Here is a 15667-nt window from a genome sequence, read left to right as displayed (position 1 = left end):
CGGCTCGTGGCTACTCGACCAGCGATATGGTTGTTGGCAAAGTGGGGAGCGACGCGGGTTGGTGACTACTCGACCAGCGATAGGGTTGGTGGCTACTCGGCCGGCGAAGGGGCGTCGCGCCAACCGGTCAGCACCGCGTGGACGGCTTCGGCGCCGTGCAGGGGGTCGGGTGGGTGCGGGAGGTCTTTCGGGAACAGCAGGAACGGTGTGCTCTGCGGGCCGCCCATCCCGCCGTGCGAGCCTACCTGTTCCTCGAAGGCAGCGACCTCGTCGGTCTCGGGCCAATAGGCGCCACCGACCATGATGTCTGCGACATTGTCGAATGTATCTGTGCGCCGGATCTTCTCGAGTGCATCCGGGCCGAACCCGCGCAGCGGGTCGGTGCCGGTGACCGCTCCGGTGGCCACGTCGACCGAACCGTCGGCGCCGAGCACCACCGACCCGCCGCCGGGCACAGCAACCAGCAGGAAACCGATCCCGGGGTGGCCGCATAATCCAGCGAGTAAACCTGGATAGGCGTCCTCGATCGACTCGGTATCGGCGCGGCCGTCGATGCGCGGGAAGCTGATCAGGCCCAGGTTCCCGGAACCCAGCACAACCGGTCGATCAGACGGCGGGGACACGTCGGTCTTCTCACCCGCAGAACCCATACTGGCCGAGGCATAGAGCCGCCCCTCGGCATCGGCCTGCGCCGAGAGGTCTTCGGACTCCGGCCGTTCGGGATCGCCACACAGCCGGTCGACCAGCTGTGCCAGACTCTCGCCGTAGCGCCGACTGAAGGTGGCGCCCTGACTCTGCCCGTGATCGGACAGCAGCACAACCCGGTAGTCGCGGTCGGCCTGTTCCACGGTGGCCAACAGCAGTCGGATGGTCTCGTCGATCTTCGTCAGCACCGCAAGGGTTTCCGGCCGCGAAATACCCGAGTGATGCGATACCTCGTCGTAGCCGATCAGGTCCGCGTAGATGATGCTGCGACCGTCGATGAGATCGCGGACCACCGCGGCCACCGTGATGTCGTTGGCCACCACGGTGGTGAAGGCCCGCACGAACGGGTAGACGCCGCCGCGTCGGACCCGTGGCCGGATGTCGCCGCCGTTGATGAAACCCCTGGCGCAGTTCGCGCTGGATCTCGGCGATCATCCGCACCACTGTGCGCAGTGCGCTCGACGGGTCGAAGAAGTACGACGCATAGCCGGCGCCGCCGCCGAGTCGGGCGCCCCGCATCCGGCTGACCACCAGCACGTTGTCGTCGGCGCCGCCGGTGAACAGGTTGCCGCGGCTGGCACCGTCGAACGCCAGCAGCCCCGGTCGGTCGGCGCGTTCGGCCTCGCGTTGTTCGTTGTCGCGGGGGTTGCTGAACACCGCAACGGTGCCCGTGGTCTTGTCGTACCAGCGAAACGCGGGGACGTTGTGGTTGCAGCCGTGCAGGATGCCCAGTTGGGACGCACCGGTCTGGCTGCTCCAGTCGGTGTGCCAGGGCACCAGCCGGTGGGTGTCGCGGACCAGCTTCGCCATCGTGGGGGTGACCCCATCGGCGATGGCGCGCCGCAGCACGCCATGACCGAGGCCGTCGATCTGTAGGCACAGCAGACCCGGAGTGGTGGTGGCCGGTACCGAGGTGCGCCGGCGGAAACGTTGCCGACGCACCTGCATGATCCGGTAGGAGGTGTCCGAGCGGGATGCGATCACACCACCGACCACGGAACTGAACACCGAGAGCAGCGCGGCCATCACGAACAGGTCGAATGTGCGGTCCACGCTGGCGACCGGCACGAGGATCATCGACAGCATCAGCAACAACCCGCCGGCCAAAAAGACCGCGACGAACAGCATCACCGGTCCGATCCATGCCATCGCGCGCACCACCAGCGGCCACAGGATCGCGTTGAGCAGACCGAACACCAGCGCCAACGCCAACGCAGCCGGCAGCGTGGTCGCACGGCCGTCCACCACGACCGTGTCGAGGGTGACCCCACCGAAGACGGCGTCGAGAACCAACAGGGCGAGTGCCGAGATCAGCCACAAGACGATGAGTTCGACGACGATGCCGACGACTCGGGCGGTGCTGCGCATGGCGTCCTTTCGATTGCCCTGCGATGGTAATGGCATGACCCATCCCGGCGACGACCCTGCGACCCGCCGCGATACCCGCCCGGACTCCGAACTGCGCTGGCTGGGTCATGCGAGCACTCTGCTCGTCGATCGGCAGACCACCGTGCTGACCGACCCCATCCTCACCGGACGGGTTGCCCATCTGCGGCGGCGACGCGGCCCCATTCCGAGCGACCCCGACGTTCGTGCTCCCGATGTGGTGCTGTTGTCGCATCTGCACGCCGACCACACGCACCTGCCGTCCCTGCGGCTGCTCGGTCAGGACGTGCCGATCGTGGTGCCGCGCCACGCGCCCGACGTACTCCCTGCCTTGCGAGCCGTCGGGGGTCGGCTCATCGAGGTCGTGGCGGGCGACGAGATCACGATCGGTGGGTTGGGGATACGGGCCGTGCCCGCCGATCACGACGGCAGGCGATGGCGTCGCGGGCCGGCCGATACCGTCGCGCTCGGCTATGTGATCAGCGGGCAGCGGACGACCTACTTCGCCGGCGACACCGACCTCTATCCGGATATCGGCGACTGGGTTCCCCACTGTGACCTCGCGCTGCTGCCGGTTGGCGGTTGGGGGCCGAACCTGGGGCCCGGGCACATGAACCCGACGCGGGCGGCCGAAGCAGCCGAGATCGTCCATGCCGGACTGGCCATTCCGGTGCACTTCGGGACTCTGTGGCCGATCGGACTCGAACGTGTGCGGCCGGACCGCTTCTTTCGGCCGGGCGCGGACTTCGTATCACTCTTAGCGGACAACGCGGTGGCCGCCATCGAGCTGCAACCGGGTGAAGGGATCGATCTGGGCGAGTCCTCGTGACACTCACGTACCGAAGATCGGCGGCAGACAGAACAGGATGATCGCGCCCCAGATCACGTGGGTACAGATCGGCGCGAGGACTCCGTCGGTCGCGCGACGCAACACCGCGCACACCGAGCCCAGCACGATGGCGGCGAACCCGAGCATCACGTTGCCGCTGGCCAGCGTGACGAGAGCGTAGAGCAGCGTCGACCAGATCAACGGTTGATGCTTCTGCACCGCCGAATACACCGCTCCCCGGAAGAAGATCTCCTCGGCCAGACCGTTGCCGAGGGTGATCGCAGTGATCAGCACCACGCTGCCCTCGTCGCGAAACGCGAGCACGTTGCGCACCAGGGAGGCCAGCACCTCGATTTCACGGGTGATGAGCGCGCCCAGGACGAAGGCGGCACCCACGGCGACACCCACCGCGATGCCGAGCGCGGCCGCACCGACTGCAGACGCCGACCCGGTCGACGACTTCGGCGACGTCTCGGACTCCGGCGGTCGCCACCCGAACCGCCCCAGCCGGATCGGCCCCGACAGAAACCCACCGATCAGCCAGGCGGCCGCCAACGCGATCGTCATCGGGACAAAGGATGCAGCCCCCGGTTCGGCGGACAGCGAGAAACCCAGGATGATCGCCCCGATCACCACGAAGACGGCGACGACGATCCGCCGGCGCCGCAACGCACCGGGGTCGTCGCGCTTAGTGCCGGGAGCGGGCTCGGTCAGTCGCTGGGCGAAGGTCGTGAGGTCGGCAGTCATCCTGTCAGCAGGGATACCATGCTTTGCGCTACTCGTCCCGTCGACGACACCGTCGTGGACACCGTGGAACCGATCATGCGGCGCACCCGCATCGCATCTCCGCCCGCCCACATGGGGTCGGTCTCGGCCAGATGATGCAGATTCGACAATTCGCAAACCGGCCGGGGTGCGGGACTGCGCACGGCCGCGGCGATGGCCTTGCGCATAGGGGTCAGGCCGCCGGGCAGCGCCGGCACGATCTCGCGGATCGTGTGTTCGGACGCGGCCATCGGCTGATCCAGCGAGGTCACCAGGTCTTCGGTCAGCGACGTCGGTACCGGCACGATGCGTCCGGCGACCTTGCCGACCAGCCGCGTACTCACGTCGGGGAAGGGGAGGCGCAGCCGAGGTTGTCCGATGGCCCGCAGATACTCGGTGAGGACCTCGCCGTAGCGGACGCCCTCATCGGGGCCGGCGATGTCGTAGGCGCCGGCCGGGACCTCGGGCCGTGCAACAGCGGTCAGATAGTGCAGCACATCGCGTATGGAGATCGGGTCCATCGGGTTGCGGGTCCACCCCGGTTCCGGGATCACCGCGAGTCGGTCGGCGACGTAACGGATGATCTCGAACGAGGTGGACCCGGCACCCAGGATCACCGCGGCCCGCAACCACACCAGGTCGGCGCCGCCCGGGATGTTGAGCGCATCGGCGGCGTCGGCGCGACTGCGCAGATGCGGCGACAGGCGGTTGCGGTCGACGTCGGGAACAAACCCGCCGAGGTAGATGATGCGGCGAACCGACGCGTCGCGGGCGGCCAACGCCACGTTGTTCGCCGCGCGCACATCGGCATCGTCGAAGTCGTCCTGACCGATGCCGTGCACCAGGTAGTAGAGGGCGTCGATCTGGCCGGCGACCTGCAGCGCATCGTGCGCCGACCATTGGTCGTCGGCATTCATCTCGACGGCGGTCACGGCGTCGTACCAGCTGAACTGCCGCAAGGATGCGGTCCGCCGGCTGCTGACCACCACCTCGTGTCCGGCCGCGAGCAGCGAGCAGACCAGCCGCGACCCGACATATCCGGTCGCGCCGGTGACGAACAGTCTCATCGAAGTCCCCCTGGGCATGGTCGCTGCCAGTTGTTCATACCCCGACGCTACGAGGTTTAACCCCGGCGCTTCGCGCGTGCGCGCGAAGGTGCAACACGATCGCGACGGCGATCACGGCGAGGTAACGCCGGTCGCGCGACGCGGCGTCGTCGTCGGCAGTGACAAGATCGACGACATGCTCATCAGTGTGGACGAACTCACCGAAGCGATGCTCTCCGACCGGCCGCCGGTGATCCTTGACGTGCGGTGGCAGCTCGGTGACAGTCACGGTCACCAGCACTACCGCGACGGACACATCCCGGGTGCGGTGTACGTCGATCTCGACCGCGAACTCGCCGCACCCCCGTCGCCGGAGGACGGGCGCCATCCGCTGCCCGATATCGCCGACCTGCAGGCCGCGGCCCGGCGTTGGGGGATCGACGACTCGTCGCCGGTGGTGGTCTACGACGACATCGGAAATCTGGCGTCGGCGCGGGCATGGTGGTTGCTGCGGTGGGGTGGGCACCACGACGTCCGGATGCTCGACGGTGGCCTCGGTGCGTGGCGTGCCGCCGGCCTTCGCGTCTCTGCCGGCGACACGACGCCTCGCGCCGGGTCGGTGACACTCGAAGCGGGACACCTGCCCGTCGCGGAGATCGATTATGTGGCAACGACATCGGCGATTCTCGTGGACGCGCGCGCCGCCGAGCGATACCGAGGCGAGGTGGAGCCGGTCGATCCGCGCGCAGGTCATATCCCGGGCGCCATCAGCGCACCCACGGCTGCCAACCTCGGTCCCGATGGCCGGTTCCTATCCGCCGACGAACTCCGGGAGCGGTTCGTGGCCTTGGGAATCGGCGACGACGACGAGGTGATCACCTATTGCGGCTCCGGGGTCAACGCCGCCCATGCCGTCGCGGCGTTGCAGATCGCCGGGCGGACCGCGGCGTTGTACCCGGGGTCGTGGTCGCAGTGGTCGGCGAATCCGTCTCGTCCGGCCGAGACCGTGTGACGCCCCGGCGATCGTGAGTACCGTGGGGAACATCGGAGCGCCACAGACGAGACCGAAGGAGGCCGACATGGCACAGACGGTGCTGTTCGTGATGACCGGATCCGACCACTGGACCCTGAAGGACGGAACGCGCCACCCCACCGGGTTCTGGGCGGAGGAGGCGGTGGTCCCGCTCGAAACCTTCGTCGATGCGGGCTATCAGGTGACCGTGGCCACGCCAGGCGGGGTCCGGCCACCCGTGGACGAGGGCAGTCTCAGCGCGCAGAGCGCCGGTTCCGAAGAGGCGGCCGCGCACTATCGGGATGTCATCGACAACGCGCCCGAGCTCCAGAAGCCGATCGCGTTGGCCGACGTGAAGGTCTCCGACTACGACGCGGTGTTCTTCCCGGGCGGGCACGGACCGATGGAGGATCTCGCCACCGATGCCGACGCGGCCGCCGTGCTGACCGCGGCGATCGGTGATGATGTTCCGCTCGGCATCGTCTGCCACGGTCCCGCAGCGTTGCTGTCGGCCAGTGATGCCAACGGCGAGAGCGTATTTGCCGGTCGCACGGTCACCGCATTCACCAACGCCGAGGAGCAGCAGGCCGGCCTTGCCGAACAGGCGCCGTGGTTGTTGCAGGATCGACTCACCGAAGCCGGACTGAAGGTGATCGCCGGTGACCCGTGGGCCCCACACGTGGAGACCGACGGCGCCCTGTACACCGGCCAGAACCCGGCATCGTCGGCTCCGTTGGCCCGAGCCATCGTCGAGCGACTGGAACAGAGCCGCTGATGTCCACCGGCCCACTGCCGCCGGCGGTCACCGAGATGCTGGCTCAACCGAATCCCAGCGTGATGGCCACGTTGCGCAAGGATGGATCGCCGGTCTCGGCGGCCACGTGGTATCTCATGGACGGCGATCACGTGATCCTCAATATGGATGACGGACGGGCGCGCCTCGGTCACTTGCGCCGCGATCCGAGGGTGACGCTCACGGTGTTGGCCGAAAACTGGTACACCCACGTCACTCTGATCGGTCGGGTGATCGAGTTCCGCGCAGACGAGGGTCTCGCCGACATCGACCGGCTGTCGCGGCATTACACCGGCAGTCCATACCCGCAGCGGGACCGTCCACGTACCACCGCGGTGATGGAGGTGCAGCGGTGGTTCGGCTGGGGCGAGATGAAAGACAACGACCAGTCGCAGTCGGTTCAGTCCTGATCCCAAGTGGTCGAGGTGCTGATAGCGCGAGCCGGAAGGAGTCGCGGTGGCCACCATCCGTCACGGTGACCTCGTCATCGAGGTTCCCGATGATCTGTCACCGGACGAGGTCGCCGTGCGCGACATCGGCGACGACGACCCGCTCGCGCAGGCGCTGTCCGCCGCTGACGATCTCGCGCTGGTGCACAAGGTGGCGATCACGGTCGACCGGCCGCTGATCCGCACCGTCGAGGCGTCGACGTCGGGGCGGCCTGTCGCCCCGCTGCTTCGCGTGCGGTCGGGTGGTGATGGTGACGTGCTGCTGTGTGAGCGCGGCGGATGCTTCTCGTGGGCCACGCATCGCGGCACACCGCCGGACGATGAGCACGTCAGTGCAGTGCGTCCGACGGTGTTCGACGAACCGAGGCGCGGCGAGCCCGAGCTGAGGATCCGCCTCGCCGCGGCCGGTGTCGCGGAGAACACATTGCGGCTGTTCGGGATTCGCCTTCGTCAATCGCTCGCCGGCGACGTCGTGGCTGGGCTGGAATCGCGGATCGTGCGACCCTCGCTGGTCGAGATCGCCGATTCCGATCCCACCACCTGGACGCCGATCCAGCCCGCGGACGTCAGCTTCGGTGCCGGGACCAGTCGCGTCGTGCTGTTGGTCCACGGCACGTTCAGCACCACCCGCACCGGCTTCGGCTGGCGGGACGCGGGCTGGCGTGCGGTGCTCGACGGCCTGATCGGCGCCGAGGGCACGACCGTGCTCGGCTTCACCCACCGCACCCTGAGTGAGGATCCCGAGCAGAATGCCCGGCAACTCGTCGCGTTGCTCGACCAACTGCGGGCCGATCGGATCGATCTCGACATCCTCACCTACAGCCGCGGCGCGCTCGTCGCGCGCAGCGCCATCGAACTGATCGGCATGCCCGTCGGCGTCGTAGTCCGTGACGTGACCATGCTGGGCGGGCCGAATGCCGGAACGTTGCTGGCCGACCGCAGCAACTGGTCGACGTTGCTCGACCTCTACACCACACTGCTCGCCGACGTGATCCGTCGATTCGCCGGTGCCGCCGGAGGTGCTGCGGCGCAACAGGTGCTGACGCTGATCTTTGCGGTGGTGAAGGGCATCATCGACCAGGCTCTCGATGCCGAGCAGGTGCCCGGGCTCGCCGCCATGACGCCGGGGTCGGCCTTTCTGGGCCGACTCAACGCGGGTTCGGCTCCGAACGGCGGGGTGACGTACTCGACGGTCGTCACCGACTTCGAACCGAGCGAGGTCGCCGACATGTCGCAGGACCTCAGCGCGGCGTTGGCGCGAATCGCCGACGAGGTGGTGGACCCACTGATGGGTGACGCCGCCAACGATCTGGTCGTCGACGTCGGCAGCATGTCGCTGATCGACGGGGCGGACCTTGCCACCCCCGACATTCATCGCGTTCCGAGTACGTCAGGGACACATCATCTCTCGTATCTGCTCACCGACGAGTCGTTGCGCATCGTCTCCGAGTTGCTCGACTGAGCTCCGCCACCGATGACCGGCTACAGACCGCGCCGCTCAAGCGCCTCGTCGAACTCCTCGGCCGCGGCCTTCTCGCCCTTGCCGGCAGCGATCGCACCCTGATACACGGCGAACAACTCGTCGCCGTACGCCGCATACCGACGGGACCACTCCTCGCTGTCTGATCGCCAGTACCCGATGGTGTCGTAGCTTTCGCGTCGCCAATGGTGCTCGTTACGTAGCCACTTGCGCACCGCGCGGGACTCTGCGGCCTCACCGGCGAACCAGCAGTAACCGGGTCCGGCCGGGAGTGTCAGGTGCCGCATCGTCTCCGCCAGCACACTCGGTCCGATCCCGTTGCCGCTACCGGAAACCAGCACGATATCCGCGTCGTGGTCGACATCGTCCAGGTAGTCGAGCTCGATGGCAGCGGGTACCTCGACGACCGCGATGGTCGGTGGGGTTCCGCTGTCCTCCTGCAGAATCCGCGCCAACGCGGGGAGTCCGGCGAGGTCGGCGGCCAGCAGTCGCCACTGGGTGGGCGGAGGCCGGTACCAGCCGCGGGCATGCGCCATCACCACCTGGTGGCCTGGCTCGGCGCGTTGCGCCCATGCGGTGGCCGGCCCGTGGGAGTGGACGACGAAGTCCACCGTCATCGTCCCGGTGGCGTGATCTATGGCGCGCACCGAATAGTTGCGTGCCTCGGGGGCCGACTCCGGATCGTGATAGCCCCACACGCCGTTGCGGCACTCCATTTCGGGTGTGGCAGTTTCGCCGGGAAGCGGGAAGTAAATGCCCACCGCCTCGTCAGGGTCACCGGGCAAGGCGAGGCGGGCCAGGTCGGGGACGTGGAATTGCACCCGGCGCAGCCGCGGGGTCAGGTCGGTGCTCGTGGTGACACGCGCCGTGGAGTGCGTCATGAGTGCTGCGGGTTGTCGGTTGCGGTGGTCGTCGTGAGGTCTTCGATGGTGGCGAGAAGTCCATCGACTGCGTCGGCAGTGGTGGCATGCGAGGTCACCAAGCGGGCAACGCCGGGTGCGGGGATGCCGTGATGGAAGACGTACCCCTGTGCGGTGAGGCCGTCGATGACCCGCTCGGGGAGCGCGCAGAACACCAGGTTCGCCTGCGCGGCACCCTGGACCGTGACACCGGCGGTGGTGCGCAGTCTGGATATCAGTCGCTGGGCCATCTCGTTGGCGTGTCCCGCGTTCCGCAACCACAGGTCGTCGGCCAGGTAGGCCAGCACCTGAGCCGACTCGAAACGCATCTTGGAGGCCAACTGGCCGCCACGTTTGACCCGGAATCGGAGTTCATCATGCAGGGTGGGGTCGAACGAGACGATGGCGTCGGTGGTCATCCCGCCGTTCTTCGTGATGCCGAACGAAAGGACGTCGACACCGCTGCGCCACGTCATCTCGGCCGGTGACACGCCGAGGTGGACGAGCGCATTGGCGAAGCGTGCACCGTCCATGTGTATCCGCAGACCGGCGTCACGGGCGATCGCGGTGAGAGTGCCGATCTCGTCGAGCGAGTACACCGAGCCGGTCTCGGTGGCCTGCGTCAGGCTGAGCACCTGTGGTTGCGCGCTGTGCACGTCGCCGACGCGATGGCGCACCGCCCGCCGCATCTCGTCGGGGTCGATCTTACCGTCATCGCCATCGAGGAGAACGAGTTTCGCTCCGCCGCTGAAGAATTCGGGCCCGCCGCATTCGTCGACCTCGATGTGTGCGCTGCGATGGCACAGAATCGATCCCCACGGACGCGTCAGCGCCGCCAACGCAAGGGAATTGGCGGCCGAACCGGTGGACACGCAATGCAGGTCGACGTCGGTGCCGAAAAGCTCGGCGACCCGTTGGCCCGCCGATGCGGTCACCGTGTCATTGCCATAGGCCAGATGTGCCTGCGCCGATACCGCCACCACCGCATCGACGATCCCGGCGCTGGTACCGGCGGCGTTGTCGCTGGCAAACATCATCGCCGGGTCAGTTCCGTGACTGGTCACACTCGCTGTACCCATCGCGCCCAGTGTATCGATCCGCACTGGGTCGCTGAACGGGGCTGGAGCTTGCGGAAGCCCCGTGCGTAGGGCCCTTCGTGACGCTCGCTCGTTCCTCGCTCGCCCTCAGGGGCAGGTGGTGGCGCTCGTTGGCTCCTCAGGGAGCAGGGGGCGTGAACAGCGCGGGGTCGGGAACGGGGCGCAGACTTTCGCCTCCGCGGCGCAACCAGACCGCCGCGCCGACCACCGTCACCCACACCGCGAGGAGGACGATGGTCAGGCCCAGCCCGAAGTTGCGGTCCAGGATGGTGCTGTTGGCGATCTGATCGTCGGCGGGACGGGGTGCGATCACCGGCAGCGCCAACAGGATGAGTACATTTGTCAGACCCAACGCGATGAGGAGTGTGCGGCTCCACCACACCGGAAGACGATCCCGCAGTAGCCACGAGACACCGAGCGCGATCGGTGCCAGGACCGCGTCGTGGGCGAACAAGCCGACCGCCAGCCAGACGACGACAGACAGGCGATCGGCCGGCGTCAGCTCCCACAGCAGCCATCCGCCGTAGCCGCACGCGGCGATCCCGCAGGACACCAAGATGATTCGCACGGACCGCTCGATCACTGCACCACGCCCATCACAGGACCTCGATCCGCGACACCCACTTGGTCTGCATCACACCCGGCAGGTTCGGGGCGATGAGGCGGGCGGGGTAGCCGTGATCGATGTCGAGTGTCTCGCCGTTGAGCTGCAACGCCAGCAGCGTCAACGGGTCCTGCGACTGAGCCGTGGGCAGGGTGCTGACCGCATACAGTCCACGCTCCAGTGAGATCACCCGGATGCCACGTGCGCCGGTGGCGCCGACCAGTTCGGCGAGGTCAACCAACCGCACTCCCGTCCACGTCGCGCCGACGCTCCATCCCTCCACACACGCAATCGGCAGGTCAACGGTGTGCTGGGGAAGTGCGCGCAGATCGGCCGAGGACAACTCCCGATCGGCGCCGCCGCTGGCGATGCTCAATCGGTAGTCGGTGTCGGTGGCCGCCGTGATGACCCCGGCGGCCTCGGCGGTGCGATTGATCGGCAGCCCCTGCGGGCCGTCGCCGCTGCGCGGGGCGAGGAAGGCCACCGGCCGCAGCAGGGGGATGGTCTGGCCCGCGAACGCCAGCGCGCCCAGACCACCGGCCACCCAGGTCAGGTTGAGGAAGCCGCGCCGCGTGAGCCCGGACGGTCCGCGACGCTGTGCCACCGGCCGAGAATCGACTGGGCCGTCGAGCGCGGCCCGGATCACCGGCAGCTTCACCGCGATGTGGATGGCCAGCGCACCGATCGCCACATAGGCCATCGCGTAATGTGCCGTCGGGAAGAAGAACGCCCACGGATACCACTGAGCGATGTTGAGCAACCCGGTGAGCAATTGGAAGATGCCGGCTGCCACCAGAACCGCGATCGACGCACGTTCCAGGGCGCGTGCCGGTGACCCGATCAGTGGCCGGTCGAACAGCTTCGGGTACACCACGGCGAGCTTGGCCAGCAGCAGCGGGATCGCGACACACCCCGAGATCACATGCACCCCTTGGGTGACGCGGTAAAGCCAGATGGGCCGGGCGATCCACTCGAACCACGACGGTGGATGCTGGATGCCGTGGCTCAACAGGCCGGTGGCAAAGCAGATACCGAAGCTGATGCCCAGCGCCACACCGATCCGTGCGGTGACCCGCGGGCTACGGATGCCCGCGTCGTCGTCGGTGGTGGTCACGGCCGGATCATCTCCACCACCTGGCGCCCGGCATGCTCCCAGGTGCCCAGGATAGTCAAACCGCATCCGTGACAAAGACTCTCGGCGCCCAGTAAGCCGATCCGTGCCCACGGGAACCAGGTGCTGGCGTAACTGTCGCCTTCCACCCGCACTTCCTCGTACTCGATGTGTTCGACCGCCGGGTCGATTTCGACGAGCACCGTCCCACCGGGCCGGACGAGCGCAGCGGCGCGGGAGAGCACGCGATCAGGTGCACCACCGATGCCGATGTTGCCGTCGATCAGCAGGGCGGTGGTCCATCGTCCCTCGCCGGGCAGCGGGCCGTGGATGTCGCGGTGCAGCACTGTCACCCCGCGGGCACGCGCCATGGCCACCGCGACGGTGGAACTGTCGACGCCGAGCGCGATGAGACGTCGGGTGACCAACTCGTCGACCAAACGTCCCGGCCCGCAGCCTAGGTCGATCGTCGCGCCGTGACACCGGTCGGCAACCAACGTGTCGAACTGCCGGTCGAGATCGTCAGCCGCGGAGTCCGTGTCGCACCAGCGGTGCACCGGCCACTGCTGCGCCGAACCGTCGGTGCGGCGCAGCACGGTGTGCCGTGACGCGAACATCGCGTCGAACGGATTCGGCGCTCCCGCCGAAGTGGTCATCGCACTGCTCCGAGAAGTTCGGCAGTACGGGCGAACTCACTGGTGTCCGGACATTCCCGGGCCACTTCGGCGATGTCGGTGGGCAGATCCACATCTGTCATCGGGTCGAGCAGGGCGACGGTCAATCCCGCGTGGCGTAACGCGGCCTGGGTTGCGATGCCGGTGTCCGGACGCGACATCGTGACGGTCGACAGTGCCCGGGCCCCCCGGCCCAGTGCGGTGCCGAACGCCCACCACCCACCGTCGTCGGCGATACCCAGAACACAGCGTCGGGCGCGCGGCTCGAGTCGCCGCAGTGCGCTGCGCAGCTGGTCGGCCCGCACCTGTGGCGTATCCATCCCGATCTGGATGACCCGCTGTGCACCGGTGTCCGCGGCATCGAGATGGGCATTGACCAGTCGCTGCGCGAACCCGTCGCCACGCTGGGTGATGAGCGTGCAACCGCTCAGCGCCTCGATGAGGTCGACGCTGCGCACAGCGTCGGCGAGTCGGCCGGTGAGCGCCACGATCACCGAGGCCCCGGCCACTCCACGAGCGGTGCGCACGGTGTCGAGCAGGGCGGCGGCGGCCAGGGTTGCCGCGCCGACATCACCGAACTCGCCGGCCAGGCGGGTCTTGGCGAGGCCGGGCACCGGGGCCTTGGCGACGATGAGTACTGCCGCGCTGCTCATCGCAACACCACCAGGAAGTCCCGCGCGGCTCGTGCCGACCCTCGGATGGACCCGGACACCTTGGACTCGCCGGCGGTGCGCACGGTGTAGCGCACATCGCGTTCGACGACGCGCAAGCCGTGCTGCCCGGCCCGGAGCAGCAGTTCCACGGGGTATCCGCTCTGTCGATCACCGACGTTCAGTCCGTTGAGCGTGTCGCGGCGGATGGCGCGCATCGGTCCGATGTCGTGGATGGGCAGACGGTAGCGGCGGCGCAGGTAGGCGGCGACGACCGCGGAACCCGCGCGTGCATGCAGGGGCCAGGTCCGGGGATGGTCGGGGCGGCGGCGCCCGACGGCGAGGTCAGCGCCGCGATCGAGTTCCGCTACCAGCATCAACAGCTCCTGTGGGTCCATCGAGCCGTCGCCGTCGATGGTGCACACCACCGGCCGGCGGGCGGCCGCAACACCGGCACCCACTGCGGACCCGTAGCCGGGCTCGGGCTCGTACACCACCGTCGCCCCGGCTGCGCGCGCCGCCGCGGCGGTGTCATCGTCGGAACCGTTGTCGACCACGATGCTCTGCACGCCGTCGGGAACCCGGGCCAGCACATCCGAGATGGACCCTGCCTCGTTCCGGCAGGGGATGATCACCGCGATCTCGCTGGCATTCACCCTGTCCACGGTAGGAGCGGGACCGGTGAAGCGACAGGGTTTCGGTGATGACAGAAGTGTGACGGGTTGACAGTCGACGCCCGCCGACGGTGTAAAACCAATAGCGTTGCAGCATGGCCGACACGGTGACCGAGGACGAACGGGAGGGGCACAACGGCGCAGACGTTGCCGCGCCGCCTCCTGTTCGCCTGCGTCGAGACATCGTAAGCGTCTGTATCGCAGTGCTTCTGGTATCCGTTGCCGCTCTGGTGCCGTTGGTGTTCGACCGAACGCTGCTGGCCCGGATCTTCGCCGAGGCGCCACCGTTGTTCGCGCACTGGCTGCCGCATACGGGCCCGGGTACCGTTCCGGCGATCGTGATCGCGGTACTGGCGGTGGTGGCCATGCCGGCGTTGGCGCTGCGCCTGTCATTTGTGGGATTGTGCGTGGTGACCTGGGCCTGGGCTCTGGCGTGGACGGTGAGTCTTGCGCTGATCGATGGTCCACAGCGTGGCTACGCGGGACGGTTGGAGCGACCCGACGAGTACCTCTCGGAGGTGCCCGGCGTGGCGAGCATCCCGACGATGCTGCGGGAATTCGCCGACCGCATCGTCGACGGTCAGCCCGATTCGTGGACGACGCATGTGTCCGGACACCCGCCCGGCGCGTTGCTGAGCTTCGTGGTGCTCGATCGGATCGGTCTCGGCGGCGGGGCCTGGGCGGGTACCTGGTGCATCGTGACCGGTACCAGTGCTGCGGTCGCCGTGCTGATCGCCGTGCGACGACTTGGTGACGAACGATGGGCACGACGATGCGCACCGTTTCTGGTGCTGTTTCCCGGCTGGGTGTGGGTAGGCGTCTCGGCAGACGGCTACTTCATGGCGGTCGCGGCATGGGGCGTGGCCCTGATCGCGGTGGCCGCGACCGAACGTGGCCGGCGACGAGCACTGTGGGCGACGGTGGCGGGCGTGCTGCTCGGTTTCGGGATCTTCCTCAGTTACGGACTCATCCTGGTGGGGGTGGTGGCGCTGGCGGTTCTGCTCGCCGCCCGGACCGCGCGTCCGCTGCCGTGGGCGTGTGCCGGTGCCCTCATCGTGGTGGTGGCGTTCTGGGCCAGCGGATTCTGGTGGCTCGACGGCTATCACCTGGTTGTCGAGCGGTACTACCAGGGCATCGCGAGCGATCGGCCGTTCGCGTACTGGGGCTGGGCCAATCTGGCGGCCACCCTCTGCGTACTCGGTCCGGCGGCTGCGGCCGGAGTCGGGCGCGCATTTCGGTGGCCACCGCGACGGATGTGGCACAGTGCGCCCACGGTGTTGTTGCTCGGTGGGCTCGCGGCCATCGTGATCGCCGACCTCAGCGCGCTCAGCAAGGCGGAGACGGAACGGATCTGGTTACCGTTCTCGCTGTGGGTGATGGTCGGTACCGGACTGCTGCCGATCCGGCATCAGCGAATCTGGTTGGTGCTGCAGGCAACCCTGACGCTGCTCGTCAACCACCTGTTGTTGACCTATTGGTGAGTCGAGAGGTGG

15 protein-coding genes and 1 pseudogene are annotated in these 15667 nt (G+C 67.9%); 6 read left to right on the top strand and 10 right to left on the bottom strand.

The genetic code is table 11. The annotated features are described in order from the left end of the window. Positions 1-92: 92 nt before the first annotated feature. A pseudogene (locus OSB52_RS21960) lies at positions 93-2073 on the bottom strand (alkaline phosphatase family protein). 34 nt (positions 2074-2107) lie between these two features. Between OSB52_RS21960 and OSB52_RS21955 the strand changes: the two are divergent. Then, on the top strand, positions 2108-2920 hold the full coding sequence (locus OSB52_RS21955; protein ID WP_266063516.1) for an MBL fold metallo-hydrolase: 813 nt from the start codon (positions 2108-2110) through the stop codon (positions 2918-2920). A gap of 3 nt (positions 2921-2923) precedes the next feature. On the opposite strand, the gene OSB52_RS21950 is transcribed toward OSB52_RS21955, so the two are convergent. Next, positions 2924-3667, bottom strand: coding sequence for a CPBP family intramembrane glutamic endopeptidase (locus OSB52_RS21950; RefSeq protein ID WP_266063515.1), 744 nt, complete (start codon positions 3665-3667; stop codon positions 2924-2926). Beyond that, positions 3664-4752: an NAD(P)H-binding protein gene (locus tag OSB52_RS21945; protein ID WP_266063514.1), complete on the bottom strand. Its 1089-nt coding sequence runs from the start codon at positions 4750-4752 to the stop codon at positions 3664-3666. Before OSB52_RS21945 ends, OSB52_RS21950 begins: the two co-directional genes overlap by 4 nt. Before the next feature lie 175 nt (positions 4753-4927). Here OSB52_RS21945 and OSB52_RS21940 point away from each other — a divergent pair, with 175 nt between their 5' ends. The 4 genes from OSB52_RS21940 to OSB52_RS21925 all read left to right on the top strand — a co-directional run bounded on the left by OSB52_RS21940 (position 4928) and on the right by OSB52_RS21925 (position 8447). Further along, on the top strand, positions 4928-5743 hold the full coding sequence (locus tag OSB52_RS21940) for a sulfurtransferase (protein ID WP_266063518.1): 816 nt from the start codon (positions 4928-4930) through the stop codon (positions 5741-5743). Between the two features lie 67 nt (positions 5744-5810). Continuing rightward, on the top strand, positions 5811-6518 hold the full coding sequence (locus OSB52_RS21935) for a type 1 glutamine amidotransferase domain-containing protein (protein ID WP_266063513.1): 708 nt from the start codon (positions 5811-5813) through the stop codon (positions 6516-6518). Next, complete coding sequence (locus tag OSB52_RS21930; RefSeq protein WP_235724327.1) at positions 6518-6946, top strand: PPOX class F420-dependent oxidoreductase; 429 nt, start codon at positions 6518-6520, stop codon at positions 6944-6946. The genes OSB52_RS21935 and OSB52_RS21930 overlap by 1 nt, the downstream gene beginning before the upstream one ends. Before the next feature lie 46 nt (positions 6947-6992). Continuing rightward, positions 6993-8447, top strand: coding sequence for an esterase/lipase family protein (locus tag OSB52_RS21925; protein WP_266063512.1), 1455 nt, complete (start codon positions 6993-6995; stop codon positions 8445-8447). A 20-nt stretch (positions 8448-8467) separates the two neighbouring features. Here OSB52_RS21925 and OSB52_RS21920 read toward each other — a convergent pair whose 3' ends face one another. From OSB52_RS21920 to OSB52_RS21890, 7 genes are all read right to left on the bottom strand, one after another. Next, positions 8468-9346, bottom strand: a complete 879-nt coding sequence (locus tag OSB52_RS21920; RefSeq protein ID WP_266063511.1) for a siderophore-interacting protein — start codon at positions 9344-9346, stop codon at positions 8468-8470. Further along, positions 9343-10443 (bottom strand): threonine aldolase family protein, encoded by a 1101-nt coding sequence (locus OSB52_RS21915; protein WP_266063510.1) that lies wholly within the window; start codon positions 10441-10443, stop codon positions 9343-9345. The genes OSB52_RS21920 and OSB52_RS21915 overlap by 4 nt, the downstream gene beginning before the upstream one ends. Positions 10444-10579: 136 nt before the next feature. Further along, positions 10580-11029, bottom strand: coding sequence for a hypothetical protein (locus OSB52_RS21910; protein WP_235724323.1), 450 nt, complete (start codon positions 11027-11029; stop codon positions 10580-10582). A gap of 28 nt (positions 11030-11057) precedes the next feature. Further along, positions 11058-12179 (bottom strand): molybdopterin-dependent oxidoreductase, encoded by a 1122-nt coding sequence (locus tag OSB52_RS21905; protein ID WP_235724322.1) that lies wholly within the window; start codon positions 12177-12179, stop codon positions 11058-11060. Continuing rightward, positions 12176-12832, bottom strand: a complete 657-nt coding sequence (locus OSB52_RS21900; protein WP_235724321.1) for a methyltransferase domain-containing protein — start codon at positions 12830-12832, stop codon at positions 12176-12178. Before OSB52_RS21900 ends, OSB52_RS21905 begins: the two co-directional genes overlap by 4 nt. Continuing rightward, positions 12829-13503, bottom strand: coding sequence for a TIGR04282 family arsenosugar biosynthesis glycosyltransferase (locus OSB52_RS21895; protein ID WP_235724320.1), 675 nt, complete (start codon positions 13501-13503; stop codon positions 12829-12831). The genes OSB52_RS21900 and OSB52_RS21895 overlap by 4 nt, the downstream gene beginning before the upstream one ends. Beyond that, positions 13500-14156, bottom strand: a complete 657-nt coding sequence (locus tag OSB52_RS21890) for a glycosyltransferase family 2 protein (protein ID WP_266063509.1) — start codon at positions 14154-14156, stop codon at positions 13500-13502. Before OSB52_RS21890 ends, OSB52_RS21895 begins: the two co-directional genes overlap by 4 nt. Before the next feature lie 113 nt (positions 14157-14269). Here OSB52_RS21890 and OSB52_RS21885 point away from each other — a divergent pair, with 113 nt between their 5' ends. Further along, positions 14270-15655, top strand: coding sequence for a hypothetical protein (locus OSB52_RS21885; RefSeq protein WP_266063508.1), 1386 nt, complete (start codon positions 14270-14272; stop codon positions 15653-15655). Positions 15656-15667: the final 12 nt, after the last annotated feature.

Origin of the sequence: Gordonia aquimaris, from assembly GCF_026262595.1 — a bacterium.
GTDB classification, from domain to species: Bacteria; Actinomycetota; Actinomycetes; order Mycobacteriales; family Mycobacteriaceae; genus Gordonia; species Gordonia tangerina.
The sequence above is the reverse complement of the archived record's forward strand: the minus strand, read 5'-3'. Positions and strand labels throughout refer to the sequence as shown.